The 21,414-nt window shown below is 59.9% G+C and carries 12 protein-coding genes and 1 tRNA gene; 1 reads left to right on the top strand and 12 read right to left on the bottom strand.

From position 1 onward, the window contains the following. Positions 1–100: 100 nt before the first annotated feature. The 6 genes from pbpC to EKM04_RS00585 all read right to left on the bottom strand — a co-directional run bounded on the left by pbpC (position 101) and on the right by EKM04_RS00585 (position 10,304). Positions 101–2,182 carry a penicillin-binding protein 1C gene (gene pbpC / locus EKM04_RS00610; protein ID WP_183894647.1) on the bottom strand — a complete coding sequence of 694 codons (2,082 nt, stop codon included), beginning with the start codon at positions 2,180–2,182 and terminating at the stop codon, positions 101–103. Beyond that, positions 2,179–7,626: an alpha-2-macroglobulin family protein gene (locus tag EKM04_RS00605; RefSeq protein ID WP_183894645.1), complete on the bottom strand. Its 5,448-nt coding sequence runs from the start codon at positions 7,624–7,626 to the stop codon at positions 2,179–2,181. The genes pbpC and EKM04_RS00605 overlap by 4 nt, the downstream gene beginning before the upstream one ends. Before the next feature lie 121 nt (positions 7,627–7,747). Continuing rightward, the gene (locus tag EKM04_RS00600) at positions 7,748–7,936 is read right to left on the bottom strand and encodes a Trm112 family protein (RefSeq protein WP_174156040.1); all 189 of its coding nucleotides are present in this window, start codon (positions 7,934–7,936) and stop codon (positions 7,748–7,750) included. 10 nt (positions 7,937–7,946) lie between these two features. Next, on the bottom strand, positions 7,947–8,618 hold the full coding sequence (locus EKM04_RS00595; RefSeq protein WP_183894643.1) for an LON peptidase substrate-binding domain-containing protein: 672 nt from the start codon (positions 8,616–8,618) through the stop codon (positions 7,947–7,949). A gap of 144 nt (positions 8,619–8,762) precedes the next feature. After that, positions 8,763–9,740, bottom strand: coding sequence for a thioredoxin (gene trxA / locus EKM04_RS00590; protein WP_183894641.1), 978 nt, complete (start codon positions 9,738–9,740; stop codon positions 8,763–8,765). Between the two features lie 54 nt (positions 9,741–9,794). Next, complete coding sequence (locus EKM04_RS00585; protein WP_174156037.1) at positions 9,795–10,304, bottom strand: prolyl-tRNA synthetase associated domain-containing protein; 510 nt, start codon at positions 10,302–10,304, stop codon at positions 9,795–9,797. Positions 10,305–10,560: 256 nt separating this feature from the next. Between EKM04_RS00585 and EKM04_RS00580 the strand changes: the two genes are divergently transcribed. Continuing rightward, positions 10,561–10,635, top strand: a tRNA-Gly gene (locus EKM04_RS00580). A 159-nt stretch (positions 10,636–10,794) separates the two neighbouring features. Here EKM04_RS00580 and EKM04_RS22980 read toward each other — a convergent pair. The 6 genes from EKM04_RS22980 to cobS all read right to left on the bottom strand — a co-directional run bounded on the left by EKM04_RS22980 (position 10,795) and on the right by cobS (position 21,377). Next, positions 10,795–12,522 (bottom strand): sensor histidine kinase, encoded by a 1,728-nt coding sequence (locus EKM04_RS22980; RefSeq protein ID WP_183894639.1) that lies wholly within the window; start codon positions 12,520–12,522, stop codon positions 10,795–10,797. Positions 12,523–12,637: 115 nt separating this feature from the next. After that, the gene (locus tag EKM04_RS00565; protein ID WP_183894637.1) at positions 12,638–15,736 is read right to left on the bottom strand and encodes an efflux RND transporter permease subunit; all 3,099 of its coding nucleotides are present in this window, start codon (positions 15,734–15,736) and stop codon (positions 12,638–12,640) included. Next, positions 15,733–16,992, bottom strand: coding sequence for an efflux RND transporter periplasmic adaptor subunit (locus tag EKM04_RS00560; protein ID WP_183894635.1), 1,260 nt, complete (start codon positions 16,990–16,992; stop codon positions 15,733–15,735). Before EKM04_RS00560 ends, EKM04_RS00565 begins: the two co-directional genes overlap by 4 nt. A gap of 368 nt (positions 16,993–17,360) precedes the next feature. After that, positions 17,361–18,296 carry an esterase-like activity of phytase family protein gene (locus EKM04_RS00555; RefSeq protein ID WP_183895075.1) on the bottom strand — a complete coding sequence of 312 codons (936 nt, stop codon included), beginning with the start codon at positions 18,294–18,296 and terminating at the stop codon, positions 17,361–17,363. Between the two features lie 88 nt (positions 18,297–18,384). Continuing rightward, positions 18,385–20,289, bottom strand: a complete 1,905-nt coding sequence (cobT, locus tag EKM04_RS00550) for a cobaltochelatase subunit CobT (protein ID WP_174156033.1) — start codon at positions 20,287–20,289, stop codon at positions 18,385–18,387. A gap of 98 nt (positions 20,290–20,387) precedes the next feature. Beyond that, a complete protein-coding gene (gene cobS, locus EKM04_RS00545; protein WP_174156032.1) occupies positions 20,388–21,377 on the bottom strand; it encodes a cobaltochelatase subunit CobS in 990 nt (329 codons plus the stop codon). Positions 21,378–21,414: the final 37 nt, after the last annotated feature.

Genomic DNA, 21,414 nt, shown 5'->3' with positions numbered 1-21,414 from the left:
GTGCGGCTACCACCCACCCTCTGCCGTGACCGGCATCTCCCCCGAAAGGGGGGGAGACTGGCGGCGCGCGACATCCCGTCCACCCCAACGGCACCAACATCTATTCCACAAAAATCCGGACGCTGGACGCCCGTCCATCCGCATCGATCACGGTCAGCGTCGAAAAGCCCTGCCCCTCCGGCAACCACTCGCTGCTGCGGCGACGCGACGGTTCTGGCAAGGGTTTGCCATTGGCGAGCCAGTGGAAGGGGGCGCGCCCGCCTTGCAGTTTGAGCACGAGGGGTGAGAGATCGCCGCTCTGGCTTGAGAGCTCTATCCGCGCGCCTTCCGGGGGATAGACGATCTGGGGAGATGGTTCGCGCCGGGTGGATGAGAGAAGACCGCTGCTGGTGACGCTGAAGCGCCGCTGGTTGGCGGGCAGATCTTTGTAGGCCAGCCGCAAAACACCCGGCGGCGCTGGCGGGAATGGCGTCAGGGCAACGCCCGATTTTGAAAAAGCTTCAAACAGGATCGGTGCCGCAGAGACGTAGCCCGCAAGACCCGGGACCGAGCCGTTATCAGCACGTCCAGCCCACACGCCGATGACATAGCGGCCATCGAAACCGACCGACCATGCGTCGCGATACCCGTAGCTGGTGCCCGTTTTATAAGCGATGCCACGCTGTTTCATGCCAACGGGTGGCAGGATGCTGGAGAGGGCATCGGTGATGTTCCAGATCGCAGCCTTTGAAAACAGCGGATCGACATTCAAAAGCTGCGGTTTGTTGCGCACCCCGTCTCCAAGGACGACGGGTTGACCGCCATTGGCAAGGGCCGCGTAAAGCTGGACGAGGTCAACTAGAGAGAGACCGGCACCCCCCAGAGCAATCGCCAGCCCCGGCGCTTCGGCCTTTGGCAATGTCAGTTTGACGGACGCGCGGCGAAACCGGACCAGGAGGGCGGCCGGACTGACCGCATCCAGCAGGCGCACGGCGGGGACGTTGAGGGACAGTTGCAACGCCTGCCGAATGCTGACATCGCCCTGGTATTGCATATCGAAATTGCGCGGGCGGTAGCCTGAAAAATCCGCCGGGCGATCTTCGATGACAGTCTCCTGAGCGATAAGGCCGTTTTCAAAGGCAAGCCCATAGATGAAGGGTTTCAGCGTCGAGCCGGGAGAGCGCACTGCGCGGGACATTTCCACCCAGCCACGGCGATTGCTATCCAGAAAATCGGATGAGCCGACGTCGGCGACGATCTCACCCGTCGTGCTATCGGCCATGACGATGGCGACCGAAACCTTATCTCCCAACTTTTCGGCAGAGCGCTGTGCGAGGTCTTCGAGCTCTTTTTGAACGGGCAGACGCAGCGTCGAGCCAATGGTCAAGGACTGCGGAAACCTGGCACGCGCCGCCTGCGCCAGATGAGGGGCGTAAGACGGAAGGTCCAGGCGCTTTGCGGGAATGGCAACGACGGCGGCGCGGGCGGCCTCTCCCTCGCCGACCACGCGTGAGACGGCGAGCCGTTGCAGCACACGCGCGCGCGCTTGTTTCGCCGCATCCGGAAAGCGATCCGGACGGCGCTTTTCCGGCAGTTGCGGCAGCGAAACGAGCAAGGCCGCCTCCGCCGTATCAAGCCGCTTCGGCTCCTTGCCGAACCAGGCAAGGCTTGCTGAACGCACACCTTCCAGATTGCCGCCATAAGGTGCAATGTTCAGATAAAGGTCGATGATCTCCGGCTTGCTGAGGCGTCGCTCGATCTGCCATGCCCGCACCATCTGGAGAAATTTCGTGCCAAGCGAGCGATCCGTCCGCGGCTCGATCAACCGCGCCACCTGCATGGAAAGTGTCGATGCCCCCGAGACGATGCGGCCATTGGTCAGCAATTGCCACGCAGCGCGGCCCAGGGCCTGAACATCGACGCCACCATGGTCGAAGAACCGCTGATCCTCATAGGCGACCAGCATGTTGATGAATTGTGGATCGACATCTTCAGCACTGGTGTGAAGCCGCCAACGCCCCTGTGGTGTCGCAAACGCGCGCAACAGCTTTCCGTCTCTGTCCAGCACCTCCTGCGAGACGATCCGGGCATTTTGCAGGGGTGGCGGGTAGGCGTGGTCCAGACGGTTCAGTGCATAGATGCAGGCGGCAGTGAGGACTGCCGCCAAAACAAAACCGCTGATGAACGCCCGCCACCTGATCATTGCTGCGCCGCGCGGACCTCCAGGCGACCGGTTGCCGTGCGCGCCGAGAACTGCGGACGGTACATATCTTCCACCGATGCGGCCGGATTGTCGTAAGTGCCGGGTGTTACGGCCCTGACGACATAGGCCAGCGTCACCTCCGCATTATCGCCCGCAGCCTGATCAAACGCTGCAACAAAACGGTCGTAACGGAACTCGGTATGCGCAGCCTCGGTTTCCGGCAACCAATCGAAATTGGAAAGCGCCGCGCTGTTGACGAGGCTCGGATTGTCGATCTCGAACCCCGACGGCAGGAGATCGGTCAGCATGATACGCTGCTGCCAATCGTGCTTGGGCGTCACCGACAAGACCACGACGTAGCGTTCGTTTTGCGTCGCTTCGCTGATATCAACCTCTTCGCCTTCAAGGGAATAATAGGTTTTCTTGATCTCGAAACCATCGCCGCCGGCAGGCAGCGGCTGTGCTGGCGGGGCGACGGTGGTCACGACCGCCGTGACCGTATCCTTCGAGGCATTGGTGATCTTGAGGGGCGATTGCAAAAGCTCGTCGCCGCTCATCCCCTTGCTGTATCCGCCCTGTTCAAGCGTGCCGTTGATATCGAGCTTCACATCCTTGTCCTCACCCTTCAAGGCGCGGGCGGCGAGCAGCATCCAGGCCTGTTCCTGTGTGCTGGTATAGGCTTTCGCATCCCAGGCCTTGGCCACAGCGCTGGCCAGTTGCGGCACCACCGCAGGAACGGGGCGGCTTTCTGCTGCAAGGGCGAGCGAGGCGGCGCCATCGCGCAGCACAGAACCATAATCCGCGCGGGACAGGCTGACATTCGTCGTTGCGGCCGCCATGCTGAGAGACGCACCGAAGACCGTCTTGGACCGGGCGGCATCGCCATAAAGCGACAGGGCAGATGCCAGTTGCGCCTTGGCCAGCGGCGTCGGGAAATCGTTCAAGGTCGTGTCGGCATAATAGCGCAGATCGTTGATGGCAGCCTTGCGGTTGCGGGCCAGAACATACAGCGAGTAGGCGATTTCGTTGCCGCGATCTTTGACGTTGTTGTCGTAGGCAAGACCATTTTGCAGGTTGGTCAGCGCCTGAACCATGGCGGTTTCAGGGACATCATAGGATTGCTCCCGTGCCCGCGTCAGGAAGTCGGTGATGTAGGCGTCCAGCCACAGATCGCCTTCGCCGGGAGACCAGAGGCCAAAACTGCCCGATGTGGACTGGAAGGACAGCACGCGATAGATCGCGTCCTGCACCCGCTTGCGCAGATCCTGATCCTGCGCACCGCCGCGCTGCGTCATCAGTTCCGAGACGTAGAGCAACGGCAGCGCACGACTGGTCGTCTGCTCGGCGCAGCCATAGGGGTATTTATCCAGCATCATGACCAGACCCGGAACATCGAAGGCGGGTGAACGCGTGACGTTGACGGCCACCGACGACCCCAGCAACATGCTGTCAGCCAGCAATGCGCCATCCACCGTCAGAGTGCTGTTGGGTGCGATCTTGATGTTTCGACGCGTCGTGACCGGCAAGACCGAGGGACGAACGGGAATGTTGAGCGCCTGTTCCAGCGAGATGCCGCTGGCGTTGCTGAGCTTGATCGTTATTGCCCCGTTGCCCGGATATTCACCGGTCAGCGGTACGGTCAGCGAGGACTTGCCACCCTTTTGCAGCGTGACGGTCTGCGACACCTCGCCCTGATCGACGGTCAACGCCGTGTTGCTGGCGATATCAAGCTTGTAATCGCCCGCATCGCCATCCGTATTGGCGATATCGACGCGCATTTGCGAGACGTCGCCGGGGCTGAGGAATTTCGGCGCACTGGCGGTGATGACAACGGGATCACGAATGACGACGTCCGACACAGCATGACCGACGCCGGTCTTTGTCCAGGCCACGGCCATGACGCGGGCCGTGCCGTTGAACTGCGGAATATCGAAACGGATGATGGCCTTGCCGTCCGCATCAAGCTCCACCGGACCGGCAAAAAACGCCACCAGCTTTTCCTTGGGCGGGCTGCCCTGAAGAGCAACCTGTCCGCCGTCACCACCCGTTCTGAGCCGCCCTGTGGCGCCGAGCGAGCCATCGATCAGACGACCGTAGATATCGCGGATTTCCAACCCGAGACGACGCTGGCCGAAATACCATTCATCCGGCTTGGGTGGTTCATAGCGGGTGAGGTTGAGAATGCCGACATCGACGGCAGCGACGGTGACATAAGCCTTGTCCCCCGCACCGGCGCCGGACACCTGCACCGGAATTTCCAGCGGCTGGCGCGGCAATGTCTGCTTGGGCAATGTCAGTGCGATGCCGAGCTTTCGCTCTCCGGGATCGACGGCCAGCCACTTCACACCGATGGCGCGCATCGGCATGCGGCTTTCCTGCGCGTCGCCGGGCCGGAACAGGGTAGCGGTCACGTAAGAGCCCGCACCCCACTCCCTGGTTACGGGAATATCGACTTCGCCGCCGTTCTCACCGACATCGACGTTCTGGACCGCAATCAGCTTGTCAGAGCCGGACGCGACCATGAGCTGGCCGGCAAAACGGGAGGTCACTTTCAATTTGGCGGTGTCGCCGATCGTGTAGCTCTGCTTGTCGAGTGCGATTTCCAGCGCATCCGGTGTTTCGGTCGAACTTGCGGTGACGTACCAACCGGCATCGAACTCGACGCTGGACGCAGGACCGCCGTTTTCAGCGGATTCGACTTCCAGGCGATATCGCCCCCACGATGCAAGCACGGAAATCTCGCCGCCATTGGCATCCACGGCCAGGGTGCCGGTCTGCACCTGCTTGGTATAGACGACGGGCTCGTAGCGCCATGAATTGCCCTGGCGATACCATTGATAATTGCGCTCGACCTTGATGAGTTTCCAGGTCAGGCCGCTCATGGCCTGTTTCGTGCCATCGGCGGCAAGGCCGATGACGTGGAAACGACTCACGGAATTTTCCGCAAGATCGCCGGAGAATTCCGGCTTGATGCCGATCATGGCGCTATCGGATTTAACCGGAAGGGTCAGCGAACGCTCCACGGCGCGGCCACCGGCCTCGCGCATCCGCACGGTGATATTGGCAGACAGAAACTGCGTCGTTGACGGCAGGTCGGCCAGGGTGACCGCAAACTGCGCCTTGCCGTTTTCATCCAGCGCAGGCAGCGCATCCAGCGTGGTGCGGCTTTCCTCCTGGCTTTCCTCATCCGCCAAACCAAACTCGTAGCCATCGAAACCGGCGCGGGTGCGCGTGGCCTTCAGCGCGATTTCACCTTCAAGTTCGAGACCGGCAGCGGGCGCGCCGTAGAGATAACGGCCATCGACATCGATGGTGGTATCGGCAACCGGATTGATCTCCTTGGCCTTGCTGGTCAAGTCGAACTCGGTCCTGTCTGGCACGAAGTCATCAACGAGGAAGGACTTTTGACTGATGGCTGCCGTCTTCGGGTCGGTATGGATTGCCACGGTCCAGGTGCCGCGCATGGCATTTTCCTGCAAGGCCAGATCAACGGCATAACCGCCCAAGGCCTTGCCATCACTGACGAAACGGCGATCTTCCACACCATCGGGGCGCGAGAAGACAAACGTCAGCGGTAGGTTCTCCACCGCATTGCCCTCGACATCGCGCGCTAGCGCCGCCGCATGCACAGTTTCACCGGCGCGGTAGATGCCGCGCTCGGTCCAGCTGAACACATCCAGTGCACCGGGTGCGGCGCGGCCGGTGACGCCACGGTCCGAGAGGTCGAAACCGGCCCGGGTCATATCGAGGAAGACATAGTCCTTGTCGCCGTTTTTCGCAGTGATGATGGCAGGTGCCTGCCCTGCCGACCCGCGCATCAGACCTGCGGAGAAGATCGCCCTACCCTCACCGTCGGTCGTGGCGGTGCCGAGAATTTCGTTGTTTCTGGCCAGAAGCTGAAGTTCGACCCCTTCCAGCGGCTTTGCGGTGCTGAGTGCGCGCACGAAGACGTTGAGGCCATCGGTTCCGGCATAGGTGGTGATGCCGGTATCGGACACGAGAAACCATTGCGTGGCGCGCGAATCCCAATTTTCGGCTGGCGTACCGGGCGGGACCGCAGTCAGGACGTAAATGCCAGGCTTGCGCTCCGGCAATGCTTCATCGACTGGAAAGCTCGTGACGACGTCCTTGTTCAGCTCATTCTGTATATCGATGCTGCCCTGCCAGACCAGTTCACCGATTTCGTTTTCGATCCGCTCCGCGCCATAGCCATCCATCTGCGTCAGGAACTGCGAATTGCTCAGCAATGTCGTGATGCTGCGATCACCGACGCGGTAAAGCTTCAGATCGGCACGATCGGTGTTGACGGTCACGAGCGGGATGCCGCGACGGGCTGTCCCCGGAAGAACAAAGTTCTCGCCGGTAAAGCGCACCGAGCCGGACCTGTCACGGACATAGATATCGAGATCGACCTGCTTTTCCAGCGGTTCTTCGACCGAGGACGGAAGACCGGCGCGCAGCGCGATCTTGTATCGCTGGCCGTGGGTCAGACCTTCGACGCAAATCTCGCTGCCCTCGGCTTCGATGGCCTTGGGTGCTGCGCCATCCAGCGTGACGAAGGAGGAATAATCGACACCGTTCTTGACCAGGGGTTCCGAGAACTGGACGCAGGCGCGTGGACTGACACTATCGGTATCGACAGTGTTGTCGATGACCCGGAAGCCCTGCCGGGTCTTGAGATCGGCATAGGCGGCGCGCGTCTGTGGATCATCCGACAGAGCAAGACGTGCCTTGTAGCTGCTCAGCGCCGCGCGGTAGTTCCGTGCCCCTTCGAACGCGACCGCAAGCATGTCGAGCGCGGCGGTGCGAGCCGCCACGGACCGGCTCAAAGAATAGGCGTTGAGAGCACCGGACACTGCCAGCGACGACATCGAAGCGTTGCTCTTCACATTTGCGGCGGCGCGCGAAAGTTCACCCCACACCGCACCATCTTCCAGGCCGAGCGCCAGCGCCTGCTTGTAGCTGCCGACAGCACCGACGAAATCGCCACGGTCGGTTTGTTGGCGGGCCACAGACAACCAGTCGGCCATGGATTGACCGTCTCCGGCAGGAACGAAGCTGGCTTTGAGACGTCTGGCCTCCTGGTAGAGGCTATCATCGACAAAGGCGAGTTTCTGCGGTGCGCCGATATCCGGCTCGCTCGCCACCTCCACCACCTTGCCCGCAACGGCACCTGGGAACGCGTTGAGCTGGTTGAAATCCGATTTCAGGAAGCACCATTGCACCCTGGGATTATAGGTGAAGGCCTTGCAGGATTTGTCGTTGATACAGATGGTTTCGCATTGTGGCAGCGACACATTCTGCTCTGTGCGAAGATCGAAGCCAAAATAATCGCCGTTTTGCGTCGTGACGATCTTGCGCGTCGTGTCCTGCGCGAGCGCCGGCTGAACGGCCAAAGTTGCGACAATAAACAGCAGGCTTTTGAAAACAACGCGCATGGACATCAGTCCCTCCCCGATACGCATGACCGGGGCGACTTTGCTCGCACTTCAGGATAAAAGTCAACGCGAACGCATGGTGCGATGTGTGAAGTTTGGACGACGCCGGTTCTGGGACCAACGCATCTCAGTCTTCGATGCGTCTTGCTTCCGACATCAGCATGATCGGGACGCCGTCACGAATGGGATAGGCGAGTTTGGCGCTTTCGGAAATCAGCTCGTTGGCGTCCCGATGATAGGAAAGGCGGCCTTTGGTCAGCGGGCAGACGAGAAGCTCCAACAGCTTGGGATCGACATTGCTCAGTTTCTCGTCCATCGCTCGAGCCTCACTGCAACGTCGTGCCGCTTGGGGTGTCACCCTGAGCAAGCAGGATCTCGGTGATCGCGATCAGCGTGTCGGCTCTCGATTTGAGGTCCGGCGCTTCGAGAAGCGCCTGCTTTTCGGCGGCACCGAAGGGTGACATCATCGAAAGCGAGTTGACCAGAACGCGGTTTCCAGCACGCTCCACGCTCTCCCAGTCGGCCTCCAGCTGGTTGGCATCGAGAAACGCCCTGAACACGCGCAGGAGGTTTCCACGGTCCACCGCGTCCTCGTCGTTTTCGCCCGAGAGATCGGCGATGAAGGGTGCGTGTCTGAAGCTGCGGTAAGGCTTTCCAGCGGTTGCTTCCTCCAGCAGACGGAACCGGCAGATGCCACTCAAGGACACCATATAACGACCGTCGCCCGTCTCTGAAAAGGATGTGATGCGGCCCAGGCAGCCGATCTGGCTCAGCTGGCCTGCTTCGGCGCCCCCATCCAGCGAGGTCAGTGCTGGCTGCACCATACCGATCAAACGATGTCCGGCCAGCGCGGCGTCGAACATGGCCAGATAACGCGGCTCGAAAATATTGAGGGGAAGCTGGCCTTCCGGCAGCAGGAGCGCACCGGAAAGCGGAAAAACGGGCACCACATCCGGTAGATCCGTGGTCTTCAAGTATCTCGCATTGCCGACTTGCATGGACGTGTCCTCATTTTCGAGACGTTTGGCAGGCCCGACCTGAAATTCGTGCCCCCACTTCGAACTGCGCAGACGTTCTGGTGCGTGTCTGCCGGTATGTGCCTTATAGATGTGTTCCGCGTGCCCTCATCGCAAGTCGAACGATCAGGAAAACAGGATCGCGGAGAGTTTCCGGCGGCCGGTGACCGATGCCGGGTCCTTGAAACCCCAGCTTTCGAAAAACTCGACCAGTTGCTTGCGCGCGCCATCGTCTTCGAAGGTGCGATCCTTGCGCATGATGGTCAGCAGCTCATCGGCCGCCTCATCGCGTCGGCCCTGCGCGTTGAGAATCTTGGCCAGCTTCATCCGCGCTTCGTGATTGTCGGGGTTTGCTGCCAGTTCACGCTCCAGCGCCGTTGGATCACCAAGCGCCTTGGCCTCTTCGTACTGGGCGAGCTTCTTCAGTGCGGCCTGGACGGCTGCATCGGCACGCAGCTCTTGCGAAAGCGCACCCAGCAGATCGCTGGCGCGCGGATAGTCGCCAACGGCGATCATGCATTCGGCAATGCCGGCAACGGCCTGCGGGTTTTCCGGGTCCACCTGCAGGACAAAGCCGAAGAGTTGGGCAGCGCCCTGGTGATCGCCATTTTCGAAAAGCTGTTTGGCTTCGGCCAAGGCCGCATCGATTTCGGCCTGCGGATCATCGCCAGCCGGCCCGGCGATCTTGTCGATGAACTCTCTGATCTGACTTTCGGGTACAGCCCCCATGAAGCCATCCACCGGACGACCGTCCTGAAACGCGACGATGGCCGGAATGGACTGGATGCCGAGCTGGCCAGGAATGGAGGGATGGTCATCGATGTTGAGTTTGACAAGCTTCACGCGCCCGCCGGATTCGTTGACCACCTTTTCCAGCACCGGCGTCAATTGCTTGCAAGGCCCGCACCATGGCGCCCAGAAGTCCACCAGAACGGGCTGGTGGCGCGATTCCTCCATCACGTCCTTTGAGAAGTTCGCAGTTGTGGTATCCTTGATGTGGCCGCCCGCCGCAGCCTGCGGTGTACCCGGCGCATTTGCATATTGCACGGAGCCGGTCATCTGTCCGCCCATGGACGTTCCGTAGGGGTTGCTCGTACCGGTCATCTCAAGTCTCCGTTCATTTTGCATGTGTCGCTGGTCTGTCGCAAAGATCGTACTTTATTCGGTCACTTTCAAGATCAGCGGCGTGTGCCCCGTCGCCTCCAGAAAACGAACAAGGTCATCGCGACCGATCGTCGTCGTCGCATCGTTGGAAAGCGGATGACCGTTGATGAGCGCATGTTTCATCAATTCGCTGTCGAGCACGAAGGTGACATTGTTTCCGACATCGTTGATGGCACCGAAAACGGTGACCGAACCCGGGATAACGCCAAGATATTCGAGCATTTTTTCCGGCTTCCCAAATGACACACGGCTGGATGCATCGATGGTCTTGTGAACCGTCTTCAAGTCCACGACGGCGTTTTCTTCGACAGTCAGGACGAAATATTGATCCTTCTTGTCCTTCACGAAGAGGTTCTTGGTATGGGCGCCAGCAATGCGATCACGCAGGGATTCCGATTCGGCCACGGTAAAAACAGGCTCGTGCTCAAGCGTTTTGTATTCGATGCCGAGACGATCCAGCAAAGCAAAAAGGTCCTGTGCCGTTTTGGGGGATTGCTGCGTCATGTCTGCCCTCTTGCGCCAGTATCTGGAAATTCGATGGTATCGTCATTAGGCGTTCAGCAACGACTTTGCAATCGCCTTTGGAATTCAGCCATCAAAAATATTCAATGTTTTCCGTAGCTTGTATTGTTTTTAGGGATTTTCTGACGGTTTTTGTCATTTCCCTGTTGCATTTAAAAAGCGGTTGAGCGATATAGCGCTCGTCGCCGCAACGCAGCGACCCGCGGTTCAGCGATCTACCCCGAACCAGCGGATTTGAGCGGGTGTAGCTCAGGGGTAGAGCACAACCTTGCCAAGGTTGGGGTCGAGGGTTCAAATCCCTTCGCCCGCTCCAATTTTTCTTAGGACGAAAAATTGAGAAAAGCCTCCGAGAAAGAGGTCTCTATCTCAGTCGATTCAAGATCGTCGGGCCGTCATACGGACATCTCAATCCAAGCATCTCTTCACCGCTTACGGTGATCCCGAAAGGGCCGAACCAGCCTTCCATATGGAATCACGTGGGCATTGTGAAAGTGAACCGTGTTTCGCTTGCATCGGAATGGACGGTGATCGTGCCATTATGTGCCTTGGCAATTTCTGACGCGATGTAGAGACCAAGACCCAAGCCTTGCATACCGGGACGCAGGTCACCTCTTCTGAACGGCTGGAACAGACGCTCCAGCATGTCGGGCGATATTGGCTTGCCGCAATTGCTGACAGAGATTTCCAGTTCACCGTTGTTGACGGCGCCATCGATCCTGACGGTTCCCGTGTCGGTACCGTGGGTCAGGGCGTTGGATACGATATTGGACAGCATCTGTGCAATCCTGAACCGATCGACCAGAAGCGGCGCAGGAATATCGAGATTGACGTCAATCATGCGCGAGGGATGAGCAACCCGCAATTCATCCACGACGTGGAACAGGGTCGTGCTGAGATCATCCTCGAAAAGCTTGAGCGAGATGCCGCCGCCAAGCCGTGCGCGGGCAAGGTCCATGACATTGTCCACCAGACCGCCCATACGGGCAATGCTGGTTTTCATCAGGTTGAGAATGAAAGGACTCCGCTCGGTCCAGCCCTCTTTCAACAGGCGCGCGGTTCCCGCGTCGAGGGCTGCAATGGGGTTGCGCAGATCGTGGCCCAGAACCGCGATGAACTGCTCACGCAATTCTGCGACCTCGCGCTCGCGCTCCAGCGTCTCATGCGCGACTTTCAGGCGCTCGCCGGAGTCGAGGTGCTGGCCAATGAGCTCGGCAAACAGCTTGAATGTGCCGAGAACCTGTGGGTTCTTGATCTTGGCCGGATTGGGATCGATGGCGCAGAGGGTTCCGAAGAAGCGACCATCCGACAGGATGATGGGCTCGGAAATGTAGCTGCGCAATCCGTAGATGCGTGGTGTGTGATGGTCACGGTAGACAGGGTCTTCGTCCGCGTTATCGAAGACAATCGTTTTGCGGTGATCGCGGATTTCGTTGCAAAGCGTGCTTTCGACCGGCAGCTCGTCGCCGGGCTTCAAGCCAAAGCCGACATGGTCGAGCGCCTGGCAGGTGATCCACCGGTCTTCGGTAACCCTTGCCACGGCAGCAAAGCCCATGCCCGTCATCCGTAGCACGACGTCCAGAATGGTGGGCACGGCAGCGATGGCGGCAACGCGGGCGATATCGCTGGAGAAATCCGTCTGACCCTCGATTTTTTCGAGCGTGAAACGGCGCGCATGTGCCAACTCACTCGACAGAGACTGGATCAGATCAATGGTCTCGAATGCGGAAGCGGCCGCACTGGCCAAGGCTTCCAGCGTCTCGATCTCCCACTGACTTGGCTCATAAGGTTGAGCCCAATAGGCGGCGATGGCACCGACTGCGGTTCCGGCACCCACCGGCGCCACAACCACAGCCTTGACGAAAGTATCGGCATAGAGCTCGTGGGGGATGCGGTTGTCCCGGGAAATATCCGGAACGACGACAGTCTGCCTGTTGAGCATGGCCCAGCCGCTGACGCACGCCACCATGGGGAAACGCTTGCCCTTCCACAGCGGACCAATCGCATCTTCCTCCACATAGTGGCAAAGATCACCATCCCTGCGGATGATGGCAATACCCTCGCAGCCGATGAGAAACCGCGCGGAGGTCCTCATGATTTCGATGACGTCTTCCCAGCTTTTGGCGCGAGCGATGCGCGCCATGGCGTCTGTCAGCTTCGAAAGCGACGTCAACGGAGGAGGTGAAAAGTCATGCAATGCCATGTCGTTCTTCTTTCCCGGAACTATGGCCGCGTTGCATGGAAGCCGCACTGTCGCATAAATTGGCAAGCTACGCAAATCCAATGCAAATTTCGTCCCCGACTGAGCTTTTTACGCCCTATGGCTGCGACGATTGTGCAACCGATTCGTGGTGGCTTGTCTTCCAGAACGATTTGATGAAGTCCGAGAGTCGCTCGATTTCCACGAAGATGACCGGCGTCATGAACAGCGTTAATATCTGACTGACGATGAGGCCGCCGACTACGGCGATGCCCAACGGCTGGCGCAGCTCAGAACTCGCACCGGTACCAACAGCGATGGGAAGTGCGCCGAAAAGTGCGCAGAACGTCGTCATCATGATGGGGCGCAGACGCCGCACGGCTGCTTCGTGGATGGCATCCAACGTCGTCATGCGTTCTTCCCGTTGCAAGGTCAACGCGACGTCGATCATCATGATCGCGTTCTTTTTGACGATACCGATCAGCATCAAAAGCCCGATCAACGCGATGATCGACAGGTCAAAACCGAAGAGTTTCAGGGTGAGCAGCGCACCGAAGGCCGCGGATGGCAGGCCGGACAGAATGGTAAGCGGGTGGAGAAAGCTTTCATAGAACACGCCGAGCACGATGTAGATGGTGAGGATCGCAGCGCCGATCAACAGGCCGGTGCTGTCGCTGGTCTGTTTGAAGATTTGTGCCGCACCCGCGAGGTTGGTGGTCACCGTCGATGGAACCTGGATCTGCTGTTTCAGTTCATCGATCCGCGCCGTAGCCGACCCCAGCGAAACGCCGGTCGGAAGGTTGAACGACAGGGTGACGGATGTGAGCTGCCCCGTCTGGTTGACCGTGACAGGGCCTGCCGCACGCGTAATCGTCGCAAAGCTTGCCAGCGGAACGAGCGCACCCGAACTGGAGCCGACGCGCAGCGCACCGAGCGATTGCTCGTTCCATTGCAGGGACTGATCATATTCCAGAATGACATCATAGCTGTTGCCGGTGGTCTGGATCTGTGTCGCCTGATAGCTGCCGAATGCCGCTTCCAGCGTCTGGCGCAATGACTGCGACGTGACGCCAAGCGTATTGGCGCGATCATTGTCGATGACGAGATGGGCCTGCAGCGCGTTATCCTGCAAATCCGATGCGACATCCACGAAATATGCACTGTCCGCGCGCATCGCATCACCCAGCGTCTTCGACCACTCGCGCGCCAGTTTCGCATCGATGGACTGGAGCACCACCTGATACATGCTCTGGGAACTACGACCACCGAAGCGAAGGCTCTGTTGCGGGGTGATGAAGGTCTTGAGACCCGCAATGCCCGACAGCGCATGCCGGAGCGAGTTGAGCGTCACATCCAGGACCGGCCGGTCTTCGAAAGGCTTGAGCTGAACGAGGATGGAGCCCGCATTCAGCGCCGAGCCACCGGGGCCTGAGCCGAGCGTGGAGGTGACGTGCGCGACCGAGGGGTCCGCAGACACGATGGCTGCGGCCTTGGCCTGAAGCGCACTCATGGCCTGATAGGAAATGTCCTGGCGCGCCTGGGTGGAGACAGTCAAAAGACCGATGTCTTCGGTGGGGAAAAAGCTGCGGGCAAGGCTTGAGAACATCCATCCGGAGCCCACGAGCGTGAGGACGAACATGACCATCACGATGGGGCGGTGCTGAAGGCACCATCCGACCGAGCGGCCATAAGCGGCTGTCGCCCGGTCGAACAGGGTCGGTTTTCTATCCTTTTCTTCCGGCTTGTGCGGCAGGCGGGCGGCCAGCATCGGTGTCACGGTCAGCGAGACCACAGCCGACGACAGAATGGCAAGGGTGACGACCACGCCGAATTCGTTCAGCACACGCCCGACGATGCCGCCCATCAACAGAATGGGCAGAAACACCGCGACGAGCGAAATCGACATGGAAATGATGGTGCCCGTGACTTCACTGGCGCCCTCGATGGCTGCCTGGAAGGGCGGCATGCCCTCTTCCACCTTGCGCACGATATTTTCGAGCATCACGATGGCATCATCCACCACCAGACCGACCGAAAGGGTGAGACCGAGGAGGGAAATGTTGTCGATGGAAAAGCCGAGCGCGTACATGGCGCCCAAGGTGGCAACCAGCGACAAGGGCACGGCAAGGCCCGGAATGAACGTTGCCCAGACCTGACGCAGGAACAGGTAGATGACGAGGATGACGAGGCCAAGCGTAATCATCAACGTCACCTCGACATCGGCCACCGCGGCGCGGATCGACACCGAGGCGTCGTTGACGACGTTGATATGCATGTTGGCCGGCAGGCTTTTCTGCAATTCGGGAAGTTTTGCCTTGATGGCATCGACCACGGCCACCGTATTGGCACCGGGCTGGCGCTGAACGGCCAGAACGATCGCCGGTGTGCCATCCAGCCAGCTACCCTGGTTCACCACCTCCACGCTGTCCTTGACCGTTGCCACATCTTCCAGCCGCACGATGCGGCCATTCGGTCTGGCGATGATCAACGTGCGGAAGGAAGCGGCATCGGTGCGTTGGGTGGAGGCATCGATGGTCAGCGCCTGCGAGGCATTCTGCAAGGTGCCGATGGGCGACTGGTCGTTGGAGGCGGAAAGCGTGTTGGAGACGTCGTTGAGCGACAAGCCACGATTTGCAAGCTTGTTGGGATCGACCTCCACGCGCACCGCATAGGTCTTGGCACCGTAAACCTGCGCCTGGGCCACACCGGAGATGGTGGACAGTGCCGGAGAAACGATGTTCTCGCCGATGTCGTCCATCTTCGTCAGGTCGGCCGCATCACTTGTCAGCGCCAGAATGAGGACGGCGGCATCTGCCGGATTGGCCTTTCGATAACTGGGCGGCGACGTCATGTTATCGGGAAGCTGCCGCTGCGTGCGGGCAATGGCTGCCTGAACGTCTGCGGCGGCAGCATCGATGTTGCGCGACAGGTTGAACTGGATGGTGATCTGGGTGTTGCCGAGCGAAGAGCTTGCCGTGATCGTATCGATACCGGCGATGGTTTCGAACTGCTTGATGAGCGGGGTCGCCACCGAGCTTGCCATCGTATCGGGTGCGGCGCCTGCCAGCTGCGCCGAGACGTTGATGGTCGGAAAGTCTGCCTGCGGGAGGGCGGCGACAGGCAGGTTCCGATAGGCGGCGACACCGGCAATCAGCACGCCCATGATCAGCAGGATCGTTGCGACCGGACGTCGAATGAAAATTTCAGACATATTCATGTCGCGTCACCCGTCACGGCTGCCGCAGCCGGTTTACTCCCGGCTGCATCCTTGGGCTTGTTGACGACGACGTGGCTGCCGTTGATGAGGGACGCCTGCCCTTCCGTGACGACCGTGTCGCCGTCTTTCAGACCGCTCGACACACCGGCGACGTCGCCATCGGTCAGCGCCAGCGTGACCTTGCGCTGCTCGACCGTGTTATCAGGAGCGACGACATAGCACACGAAACCGCCAGCCTGGGGCTGGAGTGCAACCAGCGGAACCGTCACCAGATCATCCACCTGCCCCGCCTTGACCGTGACTTTGAGGGACTGTCCGGGCCAGAAGGTCGCGGGGTCGTTATCCAGACGCATGCGAAGCTTGAACGTGCCGGACGCCGGATCAACAGTATTGTCGATGAAGACGATATTGCCGGTTCCCGTGGCCTTGCCGTCCTGCTGCTGCGCCTGCGTGGTAAAGACATCCGCCGTCAAAGTTTTCCTGGTCATGGCCGTGCGAACGAGGTCGAGGTCCGGCTCAGGCAGGAAAAACTCCGCCAGCACCGGTTTCATCTGCGTCAACATCACCACCTCGCCGCCCGGCGCGACATAGGCACCTGGCGACAAGAGGACGACACCCAGCTTGCCATCGAATGTCGCGCGGATCTGCGTTTGCGAAAGCGTGACGTTGTCTGCCGCGATATTGGACCTGTCGACCGAGAGTGTGGCCTGCGCCTGTTTGACGGTGGCGTTCGCATCGCTGAACTGTTGCTGCGTATCGACGCCCTGTCTGCTGAGCGATTCGACGCGGGCAAGCGTTGCCTGGGCTGCTTCCAATACCGCCTGGTCCCGCAGTAAAACGGCCTCGTCGCGTGCGATATTGGCCTTGATCGTGCGGTCATCGAGCTGCACGAGAAGGTCTCCGGCCTTCACCTCAGCACCATCACTCACCAGAACGCTCGCGACAATGCCTGAAATGGGACTGGTCAACGCAGTGGACGCCACGGGAACGATTGCGCCAATCGTCTGGCGCGTGACGGGCAGGGAGCCCGCCTTTGCCGTGGCCACCGTGACCGCCAAGGGTCGCCCTGCCTGCCCTCCGCCGCCGCCGCCATGCCGTCCACCGCCTTTTGTCTGGGTGTCGTCGGAGGCGTGGGTCTGGGTGGTGGCCGATGTCGGCTTGGCCCAAGACGGCAGGTAGGCTTCCACTGTATCACGATTGACAAAAAGCAGCGTGGAAACGGCAATAACGGCTGCGACAGATATGATAAACCGCATGCGGAAGTCCTTTGGAGGCATTCGAGCCGATGGACGGGAAGGTATTTATTCTCACGCGCACAGCATGCGGGGCCGGAGCGTCCGCAGGCAAATCCGTGTAGACTTTCAAACTACATGTATCGTTCAAGTCATCATCAAGCCGGAAGCGTCACGGTGCCAACATCAAACCCAGCCCCTACTTCATAAATGCCCGATATTCACAAAGGGCGGGCCGATGACGCCTCAGCCATCATTCCGGTTCGAGCACTTAACGCTTCGCAACGCGAAAACGGAAGACGATATAATATTAAATTACTGTAATATTTAAGGTATTTCAAAAGTATCGGCAACAACGGATGGTAGAACAGGCCGTTACAGAGCGGCCGATGTCAGTTCAGCAGCTTGAATTCCAGCATCATGTTCCGTTGCAAAAACGAGTGGTTGTCGTCGGACACCAGAATGAGATGTGTCGAGCCGTCGGCCGCCTTGATGACATCCATCCCTTCCATGTTGTCGATCTGGTCGGAAAGGTCGGCTTCGATGAGGACTTCACCGTCAACCACCGCGCCGGGCCTTATCGTATCTGCCTTGATGCGACGGATGCGCATGCCGACGCCGACGGACAGTTCGAACCGTCGCTCGAGCAGCAACAGATCGCCATCAGGCAGAAACGCGCCATCCGTCACGGAATAGGAATGGTCGTGGGCAACGGAAAACAGTCCTTTTCGCGGACCTTCCAGAATGGCGGCAAACAGGTTTCCGTCACCGTCAAAGCTTGCCTCGGCAACCACAACCATGGAACCGCGAAGCGGCCCGTCTGCGGGAGACACGGCAATCGTCTCCATGCCTGCGTTACGGCGAAACTCGTCATCGGGTATGAGATGTGGCAGCTGCCCGATCGGCTTTGCCGCGTCCAGCGTCTCCGTCGAATAGATCATGATGCGGGGCCGCTGCTCGTAGCTGACGAAGGCTCGGTTGCCGCGCAGCGCCAACCCTTCCGAGTCCATCTCGCGTTTTCGTTTTGCCTCGTGGCCAGCCTTGTCGAGCATGGGCGCGATGCGGACCTGCGATAGCCCCGAAAGGTCGCCCGACGCATGACGCTCCACAGTGCCGGACAGGAAGTGGCCGGTATCCAGAACCGCAAGGAAACTGCGGCCATCGGGCATGAACCGGATGCTGGAGATAGCACCGAACAGTGGCTCGGGCGAGCGCATGACCAACCCGCCGACGAATTGAAGTTTGCCGAACCGTTTTTCCGGAGAGTCGACTTTGAACTGTGAGACCAGGCGCGCACTGACCGGCACATCGACCGTGCCGGCAGCCATGCCGGACGGGATGAGGGTTGTCGCCAGTGTCACTGCTAAAGCGGCAAACCCGAACCATCCACGTCTTGCCGACCTGCTACCGCGGGGCTTAGCCCGCACGGCGCATCCTGCCGGAACGGCGCGGAGCCGCACTGGTGTCTTCGAACAGGGCCGCAAGCTGCTCCGTCATCGCGCCCGCCAGTTCGTCCGCGTCCACGATCGTCACGGCGCGGCGATAGTAGCGCGTGACGTCATGGCCGATACCGATGGCCAGCAGTTCGACCGAGGACTTCGTTTCGATCTGTTCGATGACCGCACGCAGATGGCGCTCGAGATAATTGCCCGGATTGACCGACAGCGTGGAATCGTCCACCGGCGCGCCATCGGAGATCATCATCATGATCTTGCGCTGTTCGGGCCGGTTGATGAGGCGGTTATGCGCCCACATCAGCGCTTCGCCGTCGATGTTTTCCTTGAGCAGGCCTTCACGCATCATCAGGCCGAGATTGCGGCGCGAACGGCGCCATGGCGCATCTGCCGACTTGTAGACGATGTGGCGCAGGTCGTTGAGGCGACCGGGCGATGGTTGCTTCCCACCGGCCAGCCACTGCTCGCGCGACTGTCCGCCCTTCCAGGCCTTGGTCGTGAAGCCCAGGATTTCGACCTTGACGCCCGAACGCTCCAGCGTGCGCGCCAGAATATCGGCGCAGGTGGCCGCAACCGTAATCGGGCGACCACGCATGGAGCCGGAATTGTCGATGACCAGCGACACCACGGTATCGCGGAACTTCGTATCCCGTTCCTTCTTGAAGGACAGCGGCTGCATCGGATCGATGACCAGGCGCACCAGACGTGCAGGGTCGAGATAACCCTCCTCCAGATCGAAATCCCAGGAGCGGTTCTGCTGCGCCATCAGGCGGCGCTGCAAACGGTTGGCCAAACGGCCGACCGCGCCTTGCAGATGCGCAAGCTGCTTGTCGAGAAAAGCACGAAGACGGTCAAGCTCGGCTTCGTCGCAGAGTTCTTCGGCAGAGATTTCCTCGTCGAACTCCTGCGTGAAGATGCGGTAATCCACCTTCTCGTTGAAATCGTCGAAAGGGCTGTTGGGGCGACGGGTTTCGCCGGGTGTTTCGGAGTCCTCGTCCAGATCGTCGGACATTTCGTCCTCAGACATCTCGGCGCCATCCATCTCGCCGTCTTCCATCTGCTCCTGGGAGGCTTCGCTCTCTTCGGCAGGGGCGGCATCGGAACCGGCCTCTTCCTCGACCTGTTCTTCCTGCGTCTCGTTGCTGGCGGGCTGGTCTTCCTCGGATTCCGTTTCCTGGCTCTCGGGCTGATCGTCCTCGTCGCCGAAATCCTCCGCCATCTGCATCGAGGTCAGCATCTTGCGGATGAGCTTGGAAAACGCCTTCTGATCTTCAACGACCTTCGACAGATCTTGCAGGTCGGCGGATGCCTTGTCCTCTATGAAGGAACGCCACAAGTCCAACACCTTGCCAGCGCTTTCAGGCGGTTTTTCGCCCGTCAGCCGTTCGCGCACCATCATCGCAATGGCCTCTGCGAGCGGCGCGTCTTCCTGCGTATTGATGTTGACGAAATTCGCCTTGGCATATTTTTCGGTGTTCATCGCCCGCATGTTGGCGGCCATGCCGGGCATGCGCCGCGCACCGATGGATTCAACGCGCGCCTGTTCCACGGCATCGAAGATAAGCCGAGCATCCGGCCCCTGCGGGGCCATGGTGGCGTGCACATCGCTATCGTGACAGGCAATGCGCAATGCCATGGAATCGCCGAGGCCACGGGTGATCGCGATTTCCTGGGCGGTCGGCTTCTTGGAGATTTCCGGCAGGCGCATGCGCTCTCCGGCAAGACCGGGGCGCTCGTTGGCGAAGGTGACTTCGATTTCCGAATCGCCCGCAATCGAGCGCACACATCCGGTAATGGCCTGACGCAGCGGTTCCGCGTCGATCATCATTCCGGATTTGGGTCTCACATTGTCGCCACGGCCTGCCATTGTCTTTCCTGTCGATTCCAGACCGTCACCCCTCCAGCAAGGCAGCGGGGTGACGTCTTCAACTCATGGGTGATATCATCCGGAAAAGCCGGAAAATATCAGGCGCTGAGAACGATGTTCGCAGCGCTTTCCTTCAACTCGACGCCGAATGCGCGTTGATAATGCTCGGCCACCAGGGTCCGCTCCAGCTCATCGCACTTGTTGAGGAAGGTTACGCGGAAGGCGAATGCGACATCACCGAAAATATCGGCATTTTCCGCCCAGGTGATAACGGTACGCGGGCTCATGACGGTGGACAGATCGCCATTGACGAAGGCTGAACGGGTCAGGTCGGCAACGCGCACCATCTTCGACGCGGTTTCGCGACCCTTGTCGTTATCGAGGCTTTTGACCTTGGCGACGACGATGTCCACTTCCTGCTGATGCGGCAGATAGTTCAGCGTGGTGACGACAGACCAGCGGTCCATCTGCGCCTGATTGATCTGCTGCGTGCCGTGGTAGAGACCCGTCGTATCACCAAGACCGACCGTGTTGGCGGTCGCGAAGATACGGAAAGCGGGGTGCGGACGGATAACGCGGCTCTGGTCGAGAAGTGTCAGGCGGCCGGACGATTCCAGCACACGCTGGATGACGAACATCACGTCCGGGCGGCCCGCATCATACTCATCGAAAACAAGCGCGACATTGTGCTGATAGGCCCAGGGCAGGATGCCGTCCTTGAATTCGGTGACCTGCTTGCCGTCCTTCAGAACGATGGCGTCCTTGCCGACGAGATCGATACGGCTGACATGGCTATCGAGATTGATGCGCACGCAGGGCCAATTGAGGCGGGCAGCGACCTGCTCGATATGGGTGGATTTACCGGTGCCGTGAAAGCCCGAAACCATGACGCGTCGATTGTGCGCAAAGCCCGCAAGAATGGCGAGCGTCGTATCGCGATCAAAAAGGTAGTCAGGGTCCAGGTCCGGCACATAGGCGTCGCCCTTCGAATAGGCGGGCACGCGCAGATCGGTGTCGATACCGAAAACATCACGCACGGAAACGGTTGTATCCGGCAGGTTGGTAATATCCAGGTCAATTTTGCTCATAACGTCTCCAAGGCGGGTAGCAGCCACCCGGCCACAT

The sequence above is a fragment of the Rhizobium skierniewicense Ch11 genome (assembly GCF_023757665.1).
In the GTDB taxonomy this organism is placed as follows: domain Bacteria; phylum Pseudomonadota; class Alphaproteobacteria; order Rhizobiales; family Rhizobiaceae; genus Agrobacterium; species Agrobacterium skierniewicense.
This window is presented reverse-complemented; position numbering and strand designations above follow the sequence as displayed.

Excerpts from the sequence above, each read along its gene's own strand:
- EKM04_RS00595 (WP_183894643.1), bottom strand. The coding sequence starts at position 8,618 with ATGCAAGTCGGCAATGCGAGATACTTGAAGACCACGGATCTACCGGAT.
- trxA (WP_183894641.1), bottom strand. The coding sequence starts at position 9,740 with ATGACCGGTACGAGCAACCCCTACGGAACGTCCATGGGCGGACAGATG.
- pbpC (WP_183894647.1), bottom strand. The coding sequence starts at position 2,182 with ATGATCAGGTGGCGGGCGTTCATCAGCGGTTTTGTTTTGGCGGCAGTC.
- EKM04_RS22980 (WP_183894639.1), bottom strand. The coding sequence starts at position 12,522 with ATGGCATTGCATGACTTTTCACCTCCTCCGTTGACGTCGCTTTCGAAG.
- EKM04_RS00560 (WP_183894635.1), bottom strand. The coding sequence starts at position 16,992 with ATGCGGTTTATCATATCTGTCGCAGCCGTTATTGCCGTTTCCACGCTG.
- cobS (WP_174156032.1), bottom strand. The coding sequence starts at position 21,377 with ATGAGCAAAATTGACCTGGATATTACCAACCTGCCGGATACAACCGTT.
- EKM04_RS00555 (WP_183895075.1), bottom strand. The coding sequence starts at position 18,296 with ATGGCTGCCGGCACGGTCGATGTGCCGGTCAGTGCGCGCCTGGTCTCA.
- EKM04_RS00585 (WP_174156037.1), bottom strand. The coding sequence starts at position 10,304 with ATGACGCAGCAATCCCCCAAAACGGCACAGGACCTTTTTGCTTTGCTG.
- EKM04_RS00565 (WP_183894637.1), bottom strand. The coding sequence starts at position 15,736 with ATGAATATGTCTGAAATTTTCATTCGACGTCCGGTCGCAACGATCCTG.
- EKM04_RS00605 (WP_183894645.1), bottom strand. The coding sequence starts at position 7,626 with ATGTCCATGCGCGTTGTTTTCAAAAGCCTGCTGTTTATTGTCGCAACT.
- cobT (WP_174156033.1), bottom strand. The coding sequence starts at position 20,289 with ATGGCAGGCCGTGGCGACAATGTGAGACCCAAATCCGGAATGATGATC.
- EKM04_RS00600 (WP_174156040.1), bottom strand. The coding sequence starts at position 7,936 with ATGGACGAGAAACTGAGCAATGTCGATCCCAAGCTGTTGGAGCTTCTC.